At 27.9% G+C, this 19,818-nt stretch carries 22 protein-coding genes; all 22 read right to left on the reverse strand.

All coding sequences use genetic code 11. The features are described 5' to 3' along the window. Nucleotides 1-95 precede the first annotated feature (95 nt). On the reverse strand, nt 96-533 hold the full coding sequence (locus bsdtb5_RS18265; RefSeq protein ID WP_271713398.1) for a VOC family protein: 438 nt from the start codon (nt 531-533) through the stop codon (nt 96-98). Nucleotides 534-761: 228 nt separating this feature from the next. Beyond that, nucleotides 762-1,052 (reverse strand): WXG100 family type VII secretion target, encoded by a 291-nt coding sequence (locus bsdtb5_RS18270; RefSeq protein ID WP_271713399.1) that lies wholly within the window; start codon nt 1,050-1,052, stop codon nt 762-764. A gap of 72 nt (nt 1,053-1,124) precedes the next feature. Continuing rightward, nucleotides 1,125-1,514: a WXG100 family type VII secretion target gene (locus bsdtb5_RS18275; protein ID WP_271713400.1), complete on the reverse strand. Its 390-nt coding sequence runs from the start codon at nt 1,512-1,514 to the stop codon at nt 1,125-1,127. After that, on the reverse strand, nt 1,511-2,839 hold the full coding sequence (locus tag bsdtb5_RS18280; protein WP_271713401.1) for a tetratricopeptide repeat protein: 1,329 nt from the start codon (nt 2,837-2,839) through the stop codon (nt 1,511-1,513). Before bsdtb5_RS18280 ends, bsdtb5_RS18275 begins: the two co-directional genes overlap by 4 nt. Before the next feature lie 44 nt (nt 2,840-2,883). Next, nucleotides 2,884-3,369, reverse strand: a complete 486-nt coding sequence (locus bsdtb5_RS18285; RefSeq protein ID WP_271713402.1) for a hypothetical protein — start codon at nt 3,367-3,369, stop codon at nt 2,884-2,886. A gap of 21 nt (nt 3,370-3,390) precedes the next feature. Then, nucleotides 3,391-3,696, reverse strand: coding sequence for a WXG100 family type VII secretion target (locus tag bsdtb5_RS18290; protein WP_271713403.1), 306 nt, complete (start codon nt 3,694-3,696; stop codon nt 3,391-3,393). A gap of 11 nt (nt 3,697-3,707) precedes the next feature. After that, nucleotides 3,708-8,297 (reverse strand): type VII secretion protein EssC, encoded by a 4,590-nt coding sequence (gene essC, locus bsdtb5_RS18295; RefSeq protein ID WP_271713404.1) that lies wholly within the window; start codon nt 8,295-8,297, stop codon nt 3,708-3,710. 16 nt (nt 8,298-8,313) lie between these two features. Beyond that, on the reverse strand, nt 8,314-8,568 hold the full coding sequence (locus bsdtb5_RS18300) for a hypothetical protein (protein WP_271713405.1): 255 nt from the start codon (nt 8,566-8,568) through the stop codon (nt 8,314-8,316). A gap of 11 nt (nt 8,569-8,579) precedes the next feature. Beyond that, nucleotides 8,580-9,629, reverse strand: a complete 1,050-nt coding sequence (locus bsdtb5_RS18305; protein WP_271713406.1) for an AAA family ATPase — start codon at nt 9,627-9,629, stop codon at nt 8,580-8,582. Nucleotides 9,630-9,651: 22 nt separating this feature from the next. Then, nucleotides 9,652-10,623, reverse strand: coding sequence for an FHA domain-containing protein (locus bsdtb5_RS18310; protein ID WP_271713407.1), 972 nt, complete (start codon nt 10,621-10,623; stop codon nt 9,652-9,654). A gap of 20 nt (nt 10,624-10,643) precedes the next feature. Further along, on the reverse strand, nt 10,644-12,287 hold the full coding sequence (locus tag bsdtb5_RS18315) for a protein kinase domain-containing protein (RefSeq protein ID WP_271713408.1): 1,644 nt from the start codon (nt 12,285-12,287) through the stop codon (nt 10,644-10,646). A 30-nt stretch (nt 12,288-12,317) separates the two neighbouring features. Next, a complete protein-coding gene (locus tag bsdtb5_RS18320; protein ID WP_271713409.1) occupies nt 12,318-13,103 on the reverse strand; it encodes a PP2C family protein-serine/threonine phosphatase in 786 nt (261 codons plus the stop codon). Between the two features lie 377 nt (nt 13,104-13,480). Next, the gene (locus bsdtb5_RS18325) at nt 13,481-13,783 is read right to left on the reverse strand and encodes a hypothetical protein (protein WP_271713410.1); all 303 of its coding nucleotides are present in this window, start codon (nt 13,781-13,783) and stop codon (nt 13,481-13,483) included. Between the two features lie 270 nt (nt 13,784-14,053). Continuing rightward, nucleotides 14,054-14,689: a hypothetical protein gene (locus bsdtb5_RS18330; protein ID WP_271713411.1), complete on the reverse strand. Its 636-nt coding sequence runs from the start codon at nt 14,687-14,689 to the stop codon at nt 14,054-14,056. Between the two features lie 80 nt (nt 14,690-14,769). After that, nucleotides 14,770-14,949, reverse strand: coding sequence for a hypothetical protein (locus tag bsdtb5_RS18335; RefSeq protein WP_271713412.1), 180 nt, complete (start codon nt 14,947-14,949; stop codon nt 14,770-14,772). 311 nt (nt 14,950-15,260) lie between these two features. Beyond that, a complete protein-coding gene (locus bsdtb5_RS18340; RefSeq protein ID WP_271713413.1) occupies nt 15,261-15,716 on the reverse strand; it encodes a hypothetical protein in 456 nt (151 codons plus the stop codon). A gap of 14 nt (nt 15,717-15,730) precedes the next feature. Next, the gene (locus bsdtb5_RS18345; protein WP_271713414.1) at nt 15,731-17,377 is read right to left on the reverse strand and encodes a hypothetical protein; all 1,647 of its coding nucleotides are present in this window, start codon (nt 17,375-17,377) and stop codon (nt 15,731-15,733) included. 128 nt (nt 17,378-17,505) lie between these two features. Then, nucleotides 17,506-17,673 carry a hypothetical protein gene (locus tag bsdtb5_RS18350; protein ID WP_271713415.1) on the reverse strand — a complete coding sequence of 56 codons (168 nt, stop codon included), beginning with the start codon at nt 17,671-17,673 and terminating at the stop codon, nt 17,506-17,508. A gap of 54 nt (nt 17,674-17,727) precedes the next feature. Next, a complete protein-coding gene (locus tag bsdtb5_RS18355; RefSeq protein WP_271713416.1) occupies nt 17,728-18,129 on the reverse strand; it encodes a hypothetical protein in 402 nt (133 codons plus the stop codon). Between the two features lie 122 nt (nt 18,130-18,251). Next, nucleotides 18,252-18,785 carry a hypothetical protein gene (locus tag bsdtb5_RS18360; RefSeq protein WP_271713417.1) on the reverse strand — a complete coding sequence of 178 codons (534 nt, stop codon included), beginning with the start codon at nt 18,783-18,785 and terminating at the stop codon, nt 18,252-18,254. Nucleotides 18,786-19,084: 299 nt separating this feature from the next. Further along, the gene (locus bsdtb5_RS18365) at nt 19,085-19,306 is read right to left on the reverse strand and encodes a hypothetical protein (protein WP_271713418.1); all 222 of its coding nucleotides are present in this window, start codon (nt 19,304-19,306) and stop codon (nt 19,085-19,087) included. Beyond that, nucleotides 19,303-19,566: a hypothetical protein gene (locus bsdtb5_RS18370; protein ID WP_271713419.1), complete on the reverse strand. Its 264-nt coding sequence runs from the start codon at nt 19,564-19,566 to the stop codon at nt 19,303-19,305. Before bsdtb5_RS18370 ends, bsdtb5_RS18365 begins: the two co-directional genes overlap by 4 nt. Between the last annotated feature and the right edge of the window lie 252 nt (nt 19,567-19,818).

Below are 19,818 nucleotides of genomic sequence, written 5' to 3' on the forward strand. Positions count from 1 at the left end.
TGTATTCTATATTGTGCCGTAATTTTGTAGCCTAGTTATTAGTTCAGATTCATTAGATATTTAGTAGCCTTTTTTCATATAGCTCTGAAATCCTATTATATATCTTGTGAATCTCGATATTCAATTACGGTACCCTCTGGTGAGATGATCTTGAATAATTTTCCTTGATTCACTTGATAAACAATTTCTCCATTTTTTTTCTTAAACCCAGTAAATCCTCTTTGCTCTAATCTGATTACCTCTTCTTCTATATTATCTGTTAAAAAGCAGATGTGCGCAATTCCTTCATGCTCTTGATTGATTGCCGATAATGCATGTTCTCCTTTACCTGTTTGGAGCTCTATCATTAAGATATCATTGGTTAACCAAGTATTGTATTCGCGTCCATGAAAATCTGGAGTTTCTTCTATGATTCGAAAATCTAACATCTTGGTATAGAACTCTAAGGAATCTTTATATTGGTTTGTTTGGATGCATATATGGTGTAGTGATTGGATACTCATGATATTTTCCTCTTTCTGATTGTTTTGCATAAAAGTTCCTCTTGAATTATTACTTGTATTTATGCTTTGTTATTATTTTTATTATAACACAATTTTTGTTACCAAATCTTAAGTTAATTACTCTAAATTAAGAAAAATATCCTATACCTAATAAAATAATTAAACAAGGAGCCTATGCTCTAATAACTGTAAGTACAGTATAAGAGTATAGACTCCTTATGTATTTAATCAAATAATATCAATTATTTTTACATCTGATTACTTATTAAATAGTTTTGCAAGTTCTGAATCTGTTTTTTCAAATGCTTCTGCTGCGCCTTTGATTTGTTTTCCTAGTCCTTCAACTACATCTGGGAATTTATCTAATTCTTTTTTTAACTTTTCATATTCTTGAAAGAATCCATCTTGAGCTAATCCATCCCATGCATCTATTACAGCATCAACTTTTTTATCTAATGAATCCAAACTATGTTTAATCTCACCAGCATAACCAATAACATCACCTCCTTGTTTACTTAACTCCTCTGGTGTTACTTTAATTCCTGCCATATTATTTCCTCCTATAATACCTATATTATTTGTATTTATATTAACCCTTAAAAGGGGTAATACCGACTATATTTAATATAGATTCCTTAACGAATCTGCACCAAATTTTTCAGTTACAACTTCTTCTGTTAATTTTATTAAATCTTCTTGGTATTTAATATACTTTGCTTGTTCACTTATGGTATCAAATTGCTTAGAAGCATAATTAATAATTACAGCTAGATCATTCATTAAATCTGCGTACCTTTTAATATCTTTGGACCAATGTGAATCTATTTTATCAAAAAATTTCTCACCAGCTTCAGATTTCCATCCAATTTCTTTTAAATTTTTTATTTTCTGAACTAAGTTCTTATCAATCTCTGATAGCGAATCTGCATCTTTTTGAAATGCCCTTGATGCTTTATGAAAAATTTCTGTATCAAAACTAAAATCATTATTTGACTCATAAGCTATACTCACAACATTTTCCTCCTATCAAAATTAATTAATTCTGGCTTCATTTTAATAGCTAAATTCATTTCTTCATCTGCTTTTAGTGAATCTCCCATTTCTCTATACATATCTGCTCTCGTAACATGTACTTCTGGGGCATCATTAATTTTTTCAATAAAAGCTAATAGTTCTAACCCCTTTTCATAATCTTTTAGCCCTTTTAAACATAGTACTCTAAACATATATGCATCCATTAATGTTGGCTCATGGATAGTAATCAAGCGATACATGGATATTGCTTCTTTATAATATTGCTTAGCTTCTTCATCTTGTCCTAATTTTTGTAATGCTAATGGTCTATAATAATACGCAGCTCTCACATAAATATTGTCATCGACATCTTTGGCTAGTATTTCATTTGCATTATTTAATAATGATTCATATTTTTGTATAGCAAGGTATACATTCATTAGCAAATACCTTGCTTCATAATCTATTTCATCATCACGTTCAAATTCTTTACACTTTTCAAAAAAATCTCTAGCCTTTTCAAAATCCTGTTTAATAGTATATAGTTTTCCTTGCTCTAAAGTAAGATTTCTTTCCTCTATCTCAAAACCATCCATATTCATAGCCGTTTGAATCATATCCAAAGCTTCATCATATCGATTTGTCAATGTATGATATTTAATACTATCATAAAATAGCGATATATCATTTGGAAACAGCACTAATGCTTTATCTATTATTACTTTAGCTTCTTCAAATTCACCTAACATACATAATATTTCAAAGGAATAATGATATCCTTCAAAAACATCTGGCATAAATTGCATTAGTTCAGCTAGTGTTGTTAATGCTTCCTGATACATATGTAATGATATTTGTAATGATGCTTTACGAATGCGGTATTCTGGTATATTTAAGTCTAAGCTAATTGCCTTAGTATAATTACGTAGCGCCAAATCCATTTTATCTGTTTCCTCATATACCATACCAAGATTAAAATATAGTTGCGCTTGTAAAAACCCTTCTGATATAGCCTTGTTGTAGTACTCTATCCCTTTAGAAGTATCATTATTTATAAACGCAACATTGCCGAGATGAAAGTATATCCTTCCATCGTGCTTATTAATCATAAGTGCTTTTTTAAAATTATCTTCTGCTTTTGTAAATTCCTCTCTAGAAGCTAAAAAATTTCCTAGATTAAGATACGTTTCAATATACATAGGATCAGCAGTAATAGCCTTATTATAGTAATTAAAGGCCTCTACTTCATTTTTATTATCTTGTAACACTTTTGCTTGTTCATTGTATTCTATGGCTTGCAATCTTTGTTCTTCACTATTCATCCATATAATCTCCTTTACTTTAACTATTGCCTATTAAGTGATTGCTAGTGCCCCTTTGTTTTTTTTGATGTTGCTTTTTCTGCAGCAGCTTCCCTCGCTGCTTCCTCTGCTTCTTGTCTTCTTCTCTCAGCTTCTTCTGCCTCTCTTCTCTCTTCTTCTAAAGCAGAATCTCTTAGCCTACCTAATTCATCTAATTTTTTAAGACTCTCACTTATTTTTGAGTTTATGTTAGACAATTCGGCTGAAATAGAACTTTTTGCACTAGATATATAGTTATCTGACTCTATGCTTTTTTCTTTTCCTTCGTTAATACTTTCGATGTTCTGCGAAGCTGCTGTATTATGCCTAATACCATTAGCTGCATTATCCGCACAATTATTTACATTTGAATTAATATCATCAATATCATCTTGAAATGAACTTTGAATTATAGAAATGATAGTTCCAAGCTCTTCCTTTTGCTTTTTATATTTTTCTAATTTAGTTTTTTCTTCTTCTATTAACTGAGAATAATACGAAGAACTAAGCATACTTTATCTCCCTTTCCCTTACTATTTTGAACTCATTACAATTTTCTGACGTATATCATCATCTACCTCATCATATTTTGCTTGAGCATTCACCATCATATCATACATATCATCTAGTGCATCCTTTATATCTGAAATCTTATTGAATAAAATATTATACTGATATTCAAATTCATCTCTAGATTTTCCTACCCAAACTGTATATAATAATCTTTTATGTTGCTCAATATCTATTTTTATATCTGTTAGTTCTTTTAACGCTTTTTCAAATTCCTTATTTGCCTCTTTTAGATATTTAGTTTCTAAATGCATATTTTTATTTCCCATAGAATCCCCCCCTATTCATCTAATATTGTTTTTACCTTCTTAAAGTCATTTCCCATAAATATGTATGAATCCCCAAGTACAATATTTTTAGCATACTCTTTCTGTTGTTTCAAAGACACATCAAAAAACTTAATATTAGAAACATCATCAAAAAGAATAGCTTTTCGATTTTCTTTAATTGCTTTTATTAAATCACCTGAACTATATGATACCTGTGTATTTTCTATATTTGAGAATATTATACACACCTTCATATTCTTTAGTGTTTTTGTAAACTCTGTTATATATTCTAGTAATTTCTTATCTGAATTAATGCTATTTATTAAAGATGCATTTTCAATAATAATTAATTGGAGTGGTAAATCGCTTAATATTTCTTCTACAGTTTGGTTTTGTATTCGATTTTCAACAAGTTCCTTTCTCCTTAATAGTTCATCGTTAATCTTTTCGAAAATCACTTCACAACAACTAGGATCAATTGTATATTCTTTTACTATATTATAATCTTTTACACTATCGAACTGTCTATCTGAGCTATCAAATACATATACTTCAGTATAATGTTTAAAAATATCAAATTGTATTGTAGATAAAATTTGCTTAACAAAGTTAGTACGCCCGCTTTTTTCTCTTCCTAAAACGGCCATCATTCCTAAACTTAATAAATTTAATAAGTAGTAGGAAACCGTCTCATATTCTATACCAATTGGTACTATATATGAATTACTATATATATCTTTTCTATCCATATGAAGATTAGAATTTATAATAATTTCAGGGACAACAGGAATTGGTATAGCTTTGCATGAAATAAATAATGTATTTCTAAGTTCAATCATTTCTTTTAACTTCGCTACACGCTGGAATTCCTTCTGTTCCTTGACTGGTAACGCAACTTGAAATTCAACAACTCTTTTTTCTACCATGCAAAGTCCCCTACCAGGAATCTCTTTAGGCTCAATTTTACAACGACTAAATAAATTAGAATATTCACCTTTATCATTACAATTAAGAGCAATCTTACTCGAAAAGTTTGGCATTACTTTATAACTTATGGCATTAGACAATGTAGATGTTACAATTATACTAATCCCGACACTTTGACCTTCTCGTGATAATTTTAAAAATACATCATCTAAATCACTATAATATTCCTTAAAAACTGCTATATTATCAATAACAAGAATTATATATGGCAAATCATTATAGCCAGCTTCAATATACGCTTTATATGTACCTAGTCCTTTTTCAGAAAAAATTTCTTTACGTCTTTCCACCGTCTGAGTTAACATTTTAAATAAATTTATTACCTTTTCTTCTTCTGTAACTAATGTAACTCCACCAACATGATTTGAACTTTCAAACACTTTCAAAGCCATATTACCACAATCAACGGCATATATATTTACCTGATTTGGTGTATATTTTTCAATCAAACCATATATAGTAGTAAGTAATAAATTTGTTTTTCCCATTTGAGCAGCACCAATAATATAAGTATTATTTTCTGACAAGTTAAGTTTTAATTCTTCTTGCAATTGTAGCTCTGGATCATCAAATATACCAATTGATATTGTAATTCCGTCTAACAAGTTAGTTTCATGTTCTTGTTGAAGATCAGATAAAAAGATGATATCTGATAATGGTGGCAAGCATATTCCAGGTAATCTAGGTATTCCATTAACTTTACAAAAATCATTTATATATTCAACCATAACTTCTAACTGATTTTTTGCATCTTTATCTTGTCTACGGGTTTGATTAGTATATATTAATGATTTCTTACCCCATATATTTTTTGTGTAAATTTCTATTTTTTCTTGATTCTGCCCATCATCATCCAATACTTTTGCCCCACTATAAGCTGATTGAAATAATTCAAAAATTTCGTTATTACCAACTTGAAAATATGCTCTACCAGGTTCTACTATTTCAGATGCTAATGGAGTTTTAATCATCTCTGAACTATCCTCTCTGGTTTGTACTTTTAGACATAATTTAAATTTTGAATTACTCCATACTTGGTTATCAACTACACCTGCAGGTTTTTGTGTTGCTAATATTAAATGAATACCTAATGTTCTACCAATACGCGCTGCACTAATAATTTCTTTCATGAATTCAGGATATTCACTTTTTAATTCAGCAAACTCATCAACAATCATTATTAAATGAGGCAATGGTTGTTCTGTTTTACCTTCTTTAAACATTTTAATATAATCATTAATGTGATTGACTTTATATTGTGCAAATATTTCTTGTCTTCGGATTAACTCTGATTTTATTGATAAAAGAGAACGATTAATTTCTCGTCCATCAATATTTGTAATAGCGCCCATAAGATGTGGTAAGTTTTCAAATTGATTTGCCATCCCTCCACCTTTAAAATCAATGATTACAAATCCTATGTCATATGGGTGAAATAAACTTGCGATTGATAAAACATAACTTTGTAATATTTCACTTTTTCCCGATCCGGTTGTTCCGGCAACCAATCCATGAGGCCCATGTGCTGATGCTTTATCGCTAATATCAAGATAAACAATCTCACCTTTCTTTTTAACGCCTAATGGAACTGCCATACTGTTATAAACTTTTGAATTATTCCAACGTGTTTCTAAATCTAAATCCTTAATTGTTAATAAATCTAATAATTCAAATAAAGATATATTTTTAGTTAACTCACTCTCTAAGTTTACCTCATCAACATATACACTTGCTAACTTTATACTTATTTCGCTTACTATGTTGTCAGAAACCATTGGATATTTAAAACTATCTATTTCTTCGCCATTTTCACTTGCATGTAGCAATCCACTATCATCATCATTAAGCTCAATTATTTGATTACATCCTCTAGGAAGACGTTCCATAAAATTTTCAAAGAAAACAAATGTAAATCCATATTTTCTTGCATTATCTATATATTTAGTTATAGGATGTCTTGCTATCATTGAACTGTTAAATACAAATACAATATAGTTAATATCATATATATTTAAATTATCATTTTGCTTGTTTTCTTCTTCTCTCTTTATAATTTCTGTATAAAGTAATTCTAGGTTAGTATTTAAACTCTCCTCATCATAGATTAAATTTTTAACACCTAATTTCTCATTATCAACATGCCTTAGCCAATGAACCCATTCAAATTTATTAATATCCTTTTCTGAAAATATATAGTATAATTTAACATCTTTATAATAATGACGTGTAACTATGTCTACTGTAAAATTTTTAAGCATTTCATATAATTTATCATCACACCCAATAACTCCAACTGAATTGGCCTTATTTAATTCAACAACAATAGGGGCATTTTCGATATATTTATATTTTTCTTCAATTTGCTCTGGTACATTAACAAGATCATCATCTGTATTTTTAAACTTCTGTTTTGTATAAATAGTCTCGCATTTGGACTTAACTTGTCCGCTTCCAATTCTAACAGTAAGATAATCTTCATCTTCCTTACCTCTTTCAAAAAGTTGTCGATTAAATTTTTTTGCTCTATCTATATCTTCTTCAATGGATGTATATATTTTTCCCATTATATGTAGCTCTTTTTCTCTTAAAAGTTTAATTTCTTGTTCTTTTTCATTAATATAAGAAATATACTTTTCTTCTCTGGTCTTAACTTCTTTCTTATACTGTATGATATCAACAATATAAGTTACTACTGACATAATAATTCCAAGTAGCATGGTGCAAACGCTATATAATACAAAACTTCCGCCATTTCCCATCATACCTCTTAAAACTACTACTAATGCTAATGAAGCAATTGCAGGAATCAATGTTAGTAATAGATTTCTTTTAGGTTTAGTAGGCTTTTGCTCTGGCGGATAGATTTCAATATTTTCATCAGGTATTTTAAAATTAATTCGCGTACTTCGATTAAAATGAGGATATGATAATGAATTATCTTGTTCGCTTATATTGATACATGATAAATGATTTACAATAATATTTTCAGTGTTTGAAGTATATAATTTACTTTCTTTAATATAGAAACTGTAGCCACCTAGCATAAAAAAATCATAATCGTTAAGATATATGTTTTTCAATTGTCTAAACCCATTAATATATACACCATATACTGTAACTACTTCATTTATGCAGTACCCCTTTTCCTTCTTGATTAAAAGTACTTTCTCTAATTTCATGTTTTCATCATGAATATAAATGTCGCAGTTTTCAGTACCACCTATTGATATCTGCTCTTTATTAGCAATATCTATAACTCTTTCGTAATTTTGTTTCATAGAATCAAAATTTATTAGAAAACTTATTCTAAAAATTTCCGAATTAAATTCTTTATATTTAATGGAAAGTTCATCTCCGTGACTTAAATCATGAATATTTTCTTTCATAATGCCATCAGGAGTAAAGAAAATAGATTCACCACAACTCAACTGCCACTTGTTATCTATTTTGCACAATTCTAAATTAAATTCATCAAAAAACAAATCTCTATTAAATCGTATATTACTATCTTTTGTTGTTCCTATTGTAATATTTTCATCCGAATCTTCAAATAGTTCTATTTCTCGGTAAATTTTTTTACCAAAAATAATTAATTTATAACTATTTTGTACCACTTAACTACCTCCACTATCATAAAGTAAAATTAATAATAGAACCATTTCTAAGTCCGAAATCCATAACTGATTTATTCCCTTTTAATAGTACAATTGGGTTCTCGGCCTTTAAATAACAATTTGTTATTTGTTCTGTATTAATACCTAAATCAAAAGATTGATTTAACGCAAAGACTAATTCATTAATTGTAATTGATACAGGAATTTCTAAATTATATTTTTTTTCTCTTTTATGTATATAAAAAACTACCTCTATACTATTACTTTCCATTCATTATCTCCTTATAATAATTTTGCTATGTTATTATAACTTACGTTATCTCCCAAAGAATTTATTGTCATAGTGTGTGTATCATCCCACTCTTGAATATACTCACTAATAATAAATTTCTTATCTAGGTCAACCTGTGTTTCTATATTTTTAAACATAGAATATACTATATTAGAAACAAAAATAAAACGTTCATTATCTGTATAATCAATATTCTCCAAAAAGCTGTTCATCTTATTTTGTGAAATACTATCTTGCCCTGTAATTAATATAATTTTATCACAGTATCCCATCAACCCCGTTTTTTCAGTTGTAAATTCAGTTGAAGTATCTAATATAATATAGTCATATAAACTTTCTTCTTTTAATTTTTCAATCATATTTTTATATTGTTCCATCTTAATATTATAAGTAGCAATTGATTGTTTTATTGGCAATAAATAATCAAATTCCTCTGTGCCTATCGCATTATTCCAATTTTGTTGTATATCCTCATTTTTTGCAAATATGTGTTTCACTATATTACTACTCAAAAATTGATATTCTTTAAAAAATCCAAAAAAACTTTGAACTGTGCCTGTATCAATATATAGAACACGTTTGTTCATTTTAGCTAAGGAACTGCATAACCCAAGTGACAATACAGTTTTTCCGCACCCACCAATAGGTGAATAAACCATTACTACTTTTGTATCTCGTCGTTCTTTAATCCAACTCCAATTATCCTCAAGTTCATTATCAATTACTTGATTGTATATTTCTGTAACACTTGTATATTTGAAAATTTTATTTTTTGACAAATTATTACTAATGTTGTTTCTTTCCTCTGTAAGAAAGAATACTTTGCCAATATTAAGTCGTTCAAATGAATTTGAATAAATTTTTTCATCTATAATAAGTATATCTATGTTTTGTGGCATATTTAAAAATGTCTCTAGAAATTCTACATTAGTAATTTCTATTAAATCTAAATTGTCTCCTAATCCTTGTAAAAACTTAATTTCTAATGGCATTATGTATGACTCATCCATATCTATTAATGCAATTGTTAATTTTCCCATATTAAACTCTCCATTATTTTAGCTAAATTCTTTTTAAAATAAACACTATATTTGCTAACATAATCTCATCATCAAAACCTATTTGAATAGCTTCAAAACTCTTAATTTTAGTACCATTAATATATGTACCATTTGCACTACCTAAATCGCATACATAATATCTATCATTGGAATAAATGATCTTGCAATGAACTCTACTAATGGCAGGATGAAATGATATTAATATATCTACTGCATCTTTATTCTTTCCAAAAATCATTTCACTTTTATTAATTATTATCTCCATCGTTTTAGCCATTCCAGTACCAATTAATTTAGCATTTGGTTGAATCATACTTACTGTACTATTTATTGTAGAATTGCCATTATTACTTTCTAATATAGGTTGTTCACGTTCGACCTCTGAAAAAGCTATATTTTGCTTATTATATCTACCTTCTAAAATATAGTATTTTATATTTTCTAATGTAAATTTTTTTTCACTGATATCATCATATAATCTTAGCAATTCTAATACAGATAAATTTTTATATGTAACTATAGCTTCTTTAATTATTTTTTTTACATTTTCTTCATATATTTGATTACTAAAAGAATTTAAACTTTCATTATATGGTATATAGACAAAAGCTATTTTATCCTTATCATTTATAAATATTTTGTCTAAAGCGAAGGCTATTTTGTTAATTTGAATAAATCCATTTTCACCCAAGTTTACAATATTATCAATTAAATCCAATATTATAGAAACAAACTTCTCTGGTTTTAATAAAGGTAATATTATTTGTAATGGACGATATGAAGTTAGATCATAGACTAATTTAATCTTTCCATTATAATTTACTTTGAAACAAGGAATAAGACCATTTTCTTGACAATTTCTCAAAACCTTATATCCTGTTTGTGAGAATAAATCATCATTTTTAAAAATATAACTCAAATTCTGCATATCTCTTCTTTCAATTATCAAATTAGTATCAAATAACTCTTGCATTAATTTATATCTCCTTCAATTTATTTAACTTTTATCCTACATTTAGGTAATGCCTTATTTAATTTATCTAAATCCTTTTTTGTAATAGAAACACCTTTGATATTTAAATATTTCAGATTATGCAAATTGTAAATAGGGCTAATGTTCTTTATTTTATTCCCTGAAACATTAAGATCCGTTAAATTTACCAGACTTTTAATTGGAGAAATATCTTTTATTGAATTATTTTCTAAATTCAATTTTTTTAATTTAGTCATTGAAGAAAGCTTACTAATATTATTAATTTGGTTATTACTTAAATCTAAACTGACAGCTGTATCTAACTTTTTAACGTTATCAATAGATTTCATCTTTTTGCCTGACATATCAATTTCAGTGGAATTATTATCAATATTCTCCACAGTAGATGAATCTTTCAAATATGCTATATTGCTTTCATTTAATTTGATTATGACAAAACTCATAATACCTATTGTTAATAATAAGAATAAAAATACAGCATAAATAAAATAACTTCTTTCTTTTTCTTCTTTATGGAATGGTTTTTTTATCAATTCTGGTCCTATGTTATTCATTTCATCTAATAAAACAGTCTTTTCAAAATCAACAACATCATCATTACTAATATCATTAAGCATAACTGTTTTATCCAAATCATCCAATAAAATAGTATTCACATTATTAAATTCACTGCTAATATTATGATTGTAAGAAACATTGCTTTGTATAGTTTCTAAAATATCTTCTTCTTTTAAGTTAGATAATGCTTCTAAAAACTCTTCTGCTGACATATATCTTTTATTTGGGTCATAATCAATTGCTTTTAAAACAACATTACTTAATGCTTCTGATGCCAAAACAGGTTTTGGTATAGATTCGCCTCTAAATCTACTACGTAATGCCTCCTGTCGCTCTCCATGGCGAATTACTTGTGCTTCTGCTGGTATAAATGGTATTTTACGATTATTTAAAAATGTATAAAGAACTATTCCTAATGAATATATATCAACTCTTGAATCATACTCTTTACCTAAATATACTTCTGGTGCCATATATTCATAAGAACCTTTAATTGACATTGCCGATTCTGTTTTTTCAACTTTTTTAGCAATACCAAAATCACCAAGCTTGAAATCACCATCTTTTGAAACAAAAATATTATCAGGTTTTATATCTCTATGCATAATATCTTGCTTTTGGCATAATATTAAAGCATTGCATATATCTTTTCCCATCTTAATAACTTCTAAGTTAGTCATTTTTTTATTAGTAGCATATTCGTTTAAACCCTGTAGTAATTCCATTCGAATCAATATATCATATCCGACCTCATCTTTACGTTTAAGTATTTGATGGTCTTCATAGCTCACAATATTTGTCTTACCCTTTAATTTTGACATAAGAACTATTTCTTTATATATATCCTCGACTATTTCACTAAAATAATGACTTGCACTCTCATTGTCCATTCCTTCAAAATATACTTGTTTAATTTCATTTTGATTTTTTGGAATGGATATTACTTTTAATGCTGAATAGTACTTTTCTCCAAATTCCTCTCTTACTATCCTATATACACTTCCAAAACTTCCTTCACCTATAAGGCTGTCAATATACCAACTATTCCATAGCGGTTCAAATTCATGCAATTTTTTTTCATTCATAATGCAAATTCATCCTTCATTACTAACCTTTTATTTACATACTGTTTTTATTACAATGGCTGTTATATTATCTTTGCTACCATGCTTCATTGCTTCCATAACTAATTCTTTTGATTTACGCCTCATATTTTTACGACTTCCCAAAATATAACTAATTTGCTCATCAGTTAAACTCTCATTTATTCCATCAGAACAAAGTAAAAATGTCATTGTCCCCACTTTATAATCTAATCTCATATAATGTGGCTCAATAACAAATTCTGATGGTTGAATGCCTAAATACTGTGTTAATTCATTTCGTCTATTATGTTTTAAAAGAACATCTTTATTATCAATTTGATTAATTAAAAATTCTCTTGAACAATTATGATCAACCGAAATCTGAATTAGTTGATTATCATAATATTGATAAATTCGAGAATCTCCAATGTTAGAAATCCAGATCTCTTTCTGAGATAAATAAATAAAAGCAAGAGTTGTTCCCATATTTTGTCCCTCTTGGCAAATAGTTGAATTACAGTACTGTATAACATTTTCTAATTTTTTCTTAACATCTATATTATCATTCATATTCTTTATATAAGGTAACTGTTCATTGATTTTATTTACTACTATAGAAGACGCTTTTTTACCTGAGCTAAGACCTCCCATTCCATCACACACAGCAAAAACAGCTGGTAATTTCATACTAGCACCTTTATTGTATTCATTATCTATTAATACATCTAATATGTTATTAAATAAAAAATTATCTTCATTTATAGTTCTTAGATTTCCTGCACTTGTACAAATACCAGCTTTAATTTTTACACTCAAGTTAATTGAACCTCACTCTATATTAGATTTTATTAAATTTATATTTATACATCCTAATATATATAATTTATTCTACTATATTTTAGTATATCATGTAAAAAATGTCAATTTTTTTAGATTTATCATTTAATAAGTAGTATGTAATAATTACTTTTAAATACCATAAAAATACAAAAAATAAAAAAGGCAGAATATTCTATTAAATATTCTACCTAACATAATTTTATATTGCTTCTTTTGATACAGTATAGTATAATGCCACAGATATATTGTTTATTTCAATTACATAACTAAATTATTTATTCGTTATTTTATATATCTCTATAAATTTATCATAATACACAGCAATTCTTTTTTTATCTTTTGGCTTAAACAAATTATATTGTTTCATAATATAATCTATATATAGAAATACTATCTGAGCATAATTTTCTTTCACCATCAAGAACCATTTTATCCATAATATCACCTAATAAAACAGATTCAATATTATATTCTTTTTCCATAATGCATTCTAATACTCCTGAAAAATTCACGTCATATTTTACCCTAAGCACAGAATTTCCAATAAATAATTTGTTTTTTAATATTATTATACCAATTTTGAATATTTTTATATTCTCCGCTTTTATGGTCTGGAGAAAATCGGATAAAACCACACAGGCTCTTTTATTCGTCATTCGTATCCCTTGAAAGTTTTCAAGGCATCCTTAATTATCGTGTACCAAGCTATGTCCTATTGTATCCAAAGTTAGACCTTGGAAAGAAAAATTCCAACAGATACCTTTACAGTATCCATTGAAATTTTTTATTAGCTTGAATTTTTACATCAGTCTGTCAATTAAATTTTATCTTTTATGAGGTTAGTTCAATTATAAATATGCATTGACTTAATTAAACTGCAACTTCAATATTATTTATATAGTATTATAGCTTTTTAAGTATTTTGATTATAGCTTAATCATTATATTATATTTTATATTTAGGTATAAATTATTATCTGTTCCCTTGGTTAATGCATTCCATTCAACTCCATTATCTAAATATAAATATATTTTTTCACCAATATCCTCATAGATACATTCTGTAAAGTGAGACTTAGCATACAATACTTTATCAAATACTTCTTCAATTTGAATTTCTTCATTTGATGTTCCTATACAATTTTCTTTTAATTCCTCAATATATATATTTATGCTTGTATTGTCATTTCTATATCCACTTGTTAGCAGCCACATTAATAAGATATCTTCATTTGTAATCTCACAAATCAATTCCAAATCATTACTTGGATTATATTTCATTTTAATCCATAAATCCTCAAATTCTTTTATTGAAATCATCATTATTTCATAGTTATATTCGCTACTAAAACATATTTCAACATTTGGAACAAAGACAATCTTATCCTTCATCTTTTTAAGAATAATACTCTGATTTTTATTGCTATCGTAATTAAGTTTTAATTCAAGATTTCCTTTTTCAGATGTCACAAAATCATCAATATATCCTTGATAAATTATCTTCCCTTCATACTCTAGCATCATTTTTTCATAATAATCTTCACCGTAAATACTAATATCCATTTTTACCTTCTATTCCATTGTATCTATATTGTTAGATAAAGTCATAAAATCGTTTTTCTTTCGCTGCAACTTCTGTTTCTTTATCTGCACATTATAATCCGCACACAGATATTCTGAGTTCTATCTCCACCATATGTACTAATTTTATTTCTTATATCATTTTCCAGATGTGCGCTATAATACTCTAGATCTTCTGCTATTATCTTTGCTGCTTTAGAAGCTTTTTCTAAGTCCGAATACGAAATTACTAGTGCGCTCATTATGCTAGTTCCTTACATTATTTTTGCTTTATGGTATATAATATTAAAGGTTAGATAACTCGTCAACATCTATTCTCTTTGTGTTTTGTTCCTCTTACCTTAAATTTCATTGTATTTCTATATACTACTATTTTTGGCCCTACAAGCATTTCTACTTCTGCCTTCATTATATAACCATTTGTTGTTTCATAAAAATAGGTAGAATATCTTATTAAAATATTCTACCTATTATGATTTCTACATTTCTTGTTTTGAAAACCAATCGTATATTGCTACAAATATATTGTATATTTGAATTTTATAACTTTTAATTATTCATTTGTTATTTTAAATTCCTTTATAAATTTATCATAATACTTGGAGATTCTTTTTTTCTCGTTCGGTTCAAGCAAATTATATTGTTTCATAATATAATCTAAATAATTAGAAATACTATCCGAATGTATTTGTCTTTCACCATCAATAAACATTTTATCCATAATATCACCTAATAAAACAGTTTCAATATTATCGCCTCTATCCATTATGCAATCTAATACCCGAGAAAAATCCACATCGTATATTACATCAAAAATAGTAGCTTGAAAATATTCATCACCCTCATTTCTTGCTAATAAATCAATTCCTAGTTCTAATGTTTTTTTTTCATCTATATTACACAATTTTATCATTGCTAAAGTTGTTGCATCCCAATCATAATTTTCCTCTATAATTTGTATCAACTCTTCTTTACTTTTGCTTAATATGTAATCATATTCCTCATCCATTTTTATTCTCCTTATCATTTAACCGCTTTTAATATAATTGTACTACAATACGGCGTTCCATCCTTATCGATTATCCACCGACTCTCAATTAAAACAGTTTTCTTTTTCCCTTTAATGAGACATTCTACAATAGTATTACCTTTTCTAACTTCTTTCGCAGCATTTAAAATTTCCTTTGCTATTAGTTCATTATTTTTAGTCGTATTTTTGATGCCAGCATCTTTTAGCAATTTACCCATTTGCTTTGAACGATCATAATTATGAACTGCTCGTTCACATTTCCCCATTTCCTCTCGCATTGCAGGAGTAAACTCAGAAGCATTATATTTTTTTATATTTTCCAGCTCTTCAATTCTACTTTTTAATTTCTTATACTTGGCTGGTTTTTTGATTTTTCCTCTGATATAGATTTTAATCTTGTTTTTATTTACCTGTGCATGACCATCTGTATAAACTTCTACATAATGGTCTGATCCTGGCGGTTTTACTTTTATAATTTCAATTTCTGGTACAGTATCAGGCTCCCTATAATCAAAGAACTCCCGGTTTTTACTATATGATTTCTGTAATAAAATTGCATATGCTGCTGAAGATACAAATGTAATAGCTGAATCCTGCAACTTTTCTCCACTGTATGCAATTTCCACTACGTTTTTTGATTCCTCTTTTGCCAAAAATGCTGGAAATTCTTTATATGTTACTTTCTTAGGATTGTCAACTGGTAATACATTATAACTTGTATTATGTTTATTTTTATTACGATCATAATAATTTGCAGCATATAACTTTTCATATTCCTTATATGCTTTCTTCAAATCATCTTTGTCATATTTTATCTTTATATATTCTTCAACTACTTTTTTAACTAGTTGTTCTTTTTTCTGAGGATTATATTTTTTGCCAAGAGCACAAGAATAACTCGGAACAGAAAAGTAATCATCAACACCGTATAGTTTGACTAATGCCCAAATCAATTCGTCATCTGTTAATTTACCTTTTTGATATTTCTTCTTAAGCTTTTGTATTTCTGCTGCTTTCGATTTCTTTGTGTTCTTATAACATTTTGCCCATGTTTCATCACCTATTTTACCCTGACCATAAGCTTTATGTATACCCGATGCCAAGCCACTTCCTATTAAGATGGTGCTACTATTTCCGATAAATGATTTGTTTTTTTTATTATTTTTATACCAATTTTGAATACTTTTACTACTTTTCTCCAATGTATTATTGGACCTTTTCAAGTTATTCTTTAAAACTTTACCTAATACTTTTGTATTTCCTATCATAATACTAATATAACAAAAAAAGTTAGTATCTATATTTTCTGTTACATCATATGAATTTTTAAATTCTCCTGTTATACTTCTTAGTGCATATGATACATTCCGATCTGCTGCTTCACAATTCAGTTTAAATGTATCTATATTGTTAGATAAAGTCATAAAATCGTTTTTCTTTTGCTGCAACTTCTGTTTCTTTATCTGCACATTATAATCCGCATCACAGATATTCTGAGTTCTATCTCCACTATATGTACTAATTCTATTCCTAATATCATTTTCCAGATGTGCACTATAATAGTCTAGATCCTCTGCTATTATCTTTGCTGCTTTAGAAGCTTTTTCTAAGTCTGAATATGAAATTACTAGTGTGCTCATTAGCTAGCTCCTTACATTATTTTGGCTTTATGGTATATTATATTAAAGGATGGATAACTCGTCAATATCGAATAGTTTTTTCACTGCTACATAGCCTTCAGAATTTTCTATCACTTGACACATCACCTTTACTCCTTCAATTTCTTTATATGTATATCCACAACTATTTTTTCGATTTCATCTCTTTCTTCAGAGTCTATTTTACTAAATAGTAATGAATCATATCCTTGGCGATAACCATTGGTATTTACACTAAGTACAAACTCTTCATATGCTTTACTATGCATTATTACCATCCTTTCTCTCCTTCAACTAAAATTTCATTAATTAGAAATTCTTTATTATAGTAATCAATCTCTGTTGCTATAATTTCCAATGGCTACTCCGATGTAGTTAAAGAAGTTCGTTATTACGTTCTCCTTTATCTTATATGCCTTCTTAAAATCTCCGGTTATGGTCTTAATGAATCTGGCGACATTGTTATCTGCTGTTTTACAGTTTAACTCAAATGTTTTTATATTACTTGATAACGTGGTAAAATCGATTTTCTTCTGTTGTAGTTTCTCTAACTTTTTTCGCATAAAGCCATCTGCATCGTAGAGAATCTGCGTTCTCTCTCCGCTATACTCATTGACTTTTCGGCACACCTTATGCTCTAGCTCATTCGCATAGTCTCCTAGTTTTTCTGCTAGATTCTTAGCTTGATGTGATGCATCATTTAGATCATCATAGGATATCACCAAAGTACCCATTTATTCACTCCACTCACAGCTTTTATTTTCATTATTACTTGTTCAGTAAATATCTTTCATTATAGCGTTCTACTTCGAACTATTAAATTATGTTGTTAAATGTAAGATATTATTTTAAGTTCTTATATAATCTCGCTCTCAATAATTTCTCTTACTTTTTCTTTTGTAATATTTTCTAGTAACAACAATTTTAATAATATGCTACATACAATCATAAAGCTTATAGTACTTGAACCTACTTCTCCATGAGCTCCAACACAGAATTTATAATTTCCATTACTTATCAGTTCTTCATTATTCAATTTATTAATACTTTTTTCAATTCCATTAACATAATCTTCTGGAATACCCATATGAATATAATCTGTCTTTAAAGCAATGTTCTCTACATACTCAATTTCTTCATAATCATTAATTTCTATTTCTATATTAGTTGAAATTGTATTATTTTCATAAACCAATCCCAACATTGCATAATTACTAATATTTCTAGGCAAACGTAGCTCTACTGCCATAGTTTTATTTTGTTCTAAGCATATACCGTTTCCATCCAATCTTTTTGAAATATTTTTTATTACGCATAACTGTTGTTTTGGAATTTCGTCATCCCATATTTTAATTTGAATTCCATTATCATAATTATATTCGTAAATCATTTCATCCTCCTATTCAATATCCCAAAATTTTTTAAAGCCACGGCTAAACAAATCAGGGAATTCTTTAATTACTTCTGGGCTATATACACTAAATGGTGAAACAACAAACTTCTTCAATGCCAACGAAGTCGATACATTTTTCTAATATCTTACCAAAAAAGTCATACAACATCGGCATTATCGACGCTGTATGACTTTGAATGGGTGTAGACTTAACCGAAAGTGTGTCAGATTATGACTAATATTTCTGATACACTTAAATTTTCAGCTGTTTCTCAGATACTGTATTTATGATTGTTTTATTGTATTTTTCCTATGTCATCAATAATTTTATTGATGCCATTCACAATTATTTCACTCATCAAATCTGTGTAACTATTATAGTTAGGACATTTTCGCAGAATTGTATCAAAGACCTCTTTGATCTTTCCATCAATTATTACAGTTAGTCCTTCAACAGTTTCATCACTGCCTTCTTTTCCAAATGTATCCTTAATAATTGTAAATGATTGTTCACTCATTTAAATTCCTCCACAAATTTTTTATTTTTAACCAACCAGTATTTTTGATTTTCTGGTATTAGATCACTAAATGAATCATATTCGCCTTTCCAATCATCTGGAATGAACTCTTGGTATGAAGCCGGCTCAGGAAAATTAGAAATCAAAATCTTTTTATTAAAATTAATATAGATTGACGGAATCAAATCACTAATGTGTTCATACTCATTATTAATTATTATATTTGTAAGTTCCTCGGATTTAACCAGAAATGTACTCATATGACAAAGAAATTCTTCTGCATTATTCTCATTTACAATATCAATATTGAACCGTTCTGAAAAATCGTCCGAGCTCTTCTAAAATCTTTACCCTTCTCTCTATTTTTCATTGCAAAGTCCATTATTATATTTGTAGAAAATATCTCTAAAGCCTTCCATAATACCTCCCTTTCATCATTTGTAACGATATCATTCCTTATTTTTCCCTTCTCTGTAAAAAGAATATGATAAGCATATGTTAGTTACTAAAAT

This window comes from Anaeromicropila herbilytica, assembly GCF_016591975.1.
GTDB classification, from domain to species: Bacteria; Bacillota; Clostridia; order Lachnospirales; family Lachnospiraceae; genus Anaeromicropila; species Anaeromicropila herbilytica.

What these genes read in the sequence shown, in the direction of transcription:
- bsdtb5_RS18330 (WP_271713411.1), bottom strand. Translation starts at nt 14,689, where the DNA reads ATGGATATTAGTATTTACGGTGAAGATTATTATGAAAAAATGATGCTA.
- bsdtb5_RS18280 (WP_271713401.1), bottom strand. Translation starts at nt 2,839, where the DNA reads ATGAATAGTGAAGAACAAAGATTGCAAGCCATAGAATACAATGAACAA.
- bsdtb5_RS18355 (WP_271713416.1), bottom strand. Translation starts at nt 18,129, where the DNA reads ATGGGTACTTTGGTGATATCCTATGATGATCTAAATGATGCATCACAT.
- bsdtb5_RS18265 (WP_271713398.1), bottom strand. Translation starts at nt 533, where the DNA reads ATGCAAAACAATCAGAAAGAGGAAAATATCATGAGTATCCAATCACTA.
- bsdtb5_RS18340 (WP_271713413.1), bottom strand. Translation starts at nt 15,716, where the DNA reads ATGGATGAGGAATATGATTACATATTAAGCAAAAGTAAAGAAGAGTTG.
- bsdtb5_RS18285 (WP_271713402.1), bottom strand. Translation starts at nt 3,369, where the DNA reads ATGCTTAGTTCTTCGTATTATTCTCAGTTAATAGAAGAAGAAAAAACT.
- bsdtb5_RS18310 (WP_271713407.1), bottom strand. Translation starts at nt 10,623, where the DNA reads ATGCAAGAGTTATTTGATACTAATTTGATAATTGAAAGAAGAGATATG.
- bsdtb5_RS18370 (WP_271713419.1), bottom strand. Translation starts at nt 19,566, where the DNA reads ATGAGTACATTTCTGGTTAAATCCGAGGAACTTACAAATATAATAATT.
- bsdtb5_RS18305 (WP_271713406.1), bottom strand. Translation starts at nt 9,629, where the DNA reads ATGGGAAAATTAACAATTGCATTAATAGATATGGATGAGTCATACATA.
- bsdtb5_RS18290 (WP_271713403.1), bottom strand. Translation starts at nt 3,696, where the DNA reads ATGGGAAATAAAAATATGCATTTAGAAACTAAATATCTAAAAGAGGCA.
- bsdtb5_RS18365 (WP_271713418.1), bottom strand. Translation starts at nt 19,306, where the DNA reads ATGAGTGAACAATCATTTACAATTATTAAGGATACATTTGGAAAAGAA.
- bsdtb5_RS18345 (WP_271713414.1), bottom strand. Translation starts at nt 17,377, where the DNA reads ATGAGCACACTAGTAATTTCATATTCAGACTTAGAAAAAGCTTCTAAA.
- bsdtb5_RS18270 (WP_271713399.1), bottom strand. Translation starts at nt 1,052, where the DNA reads ATGGCAGGAATTAAAGTAACACCAGAGGAGTTAAGTAAACAAGGAGGT.
- bsdtb5_RS18360 (WP_271713417.1), bottom strand. Translation starts at nt 18,785, where the DNA reads ATGATTTACGAATATAATTATGATAATGGAATTCAAATTAAAATATGG.
- bsdtb5_RS18325 (WP_271713410.1), bottom strand. Translation starts at nt 13,783, where the DNA reads ATGACGAATAAAAGAGCCTGTGTGGTTTTATCCGATTTTCTCCAGACC.
- bsdtb5_RS18350 (WP_271713415.1), bottom strand. Translation starts at nt 17,673, where the DNA reads ATGGTAATAATGCATAGTAAAGCATATGAAGAGTTTGTACTTAGTGTA.
- bsdtb5_RS18300 (WP_271713405.1), bottom strand. Translation starts at nt 8,568, where the DNA reads ATGGAAAGTAATAGTATAGAGGTAGTTTTTTATATACATAAAAGAGAA.
- bsdtb5_RS18335 (WP_271713412.1), bottom strand. Translation starts at nt 14,949, where the DNA reads ATGAGCGCACTAGTAATTTCGTATTCGGACTTAGAAAAAGCTTCTAAA.
- bsdtb5_RS18315 (WP_271713408.1), bottom strand. Translation starts at nt 12,287, where the DNA reads ATGAATGAAAAAAAATTGCATGAATTTGAACCGCTATGGAATAGTTGG.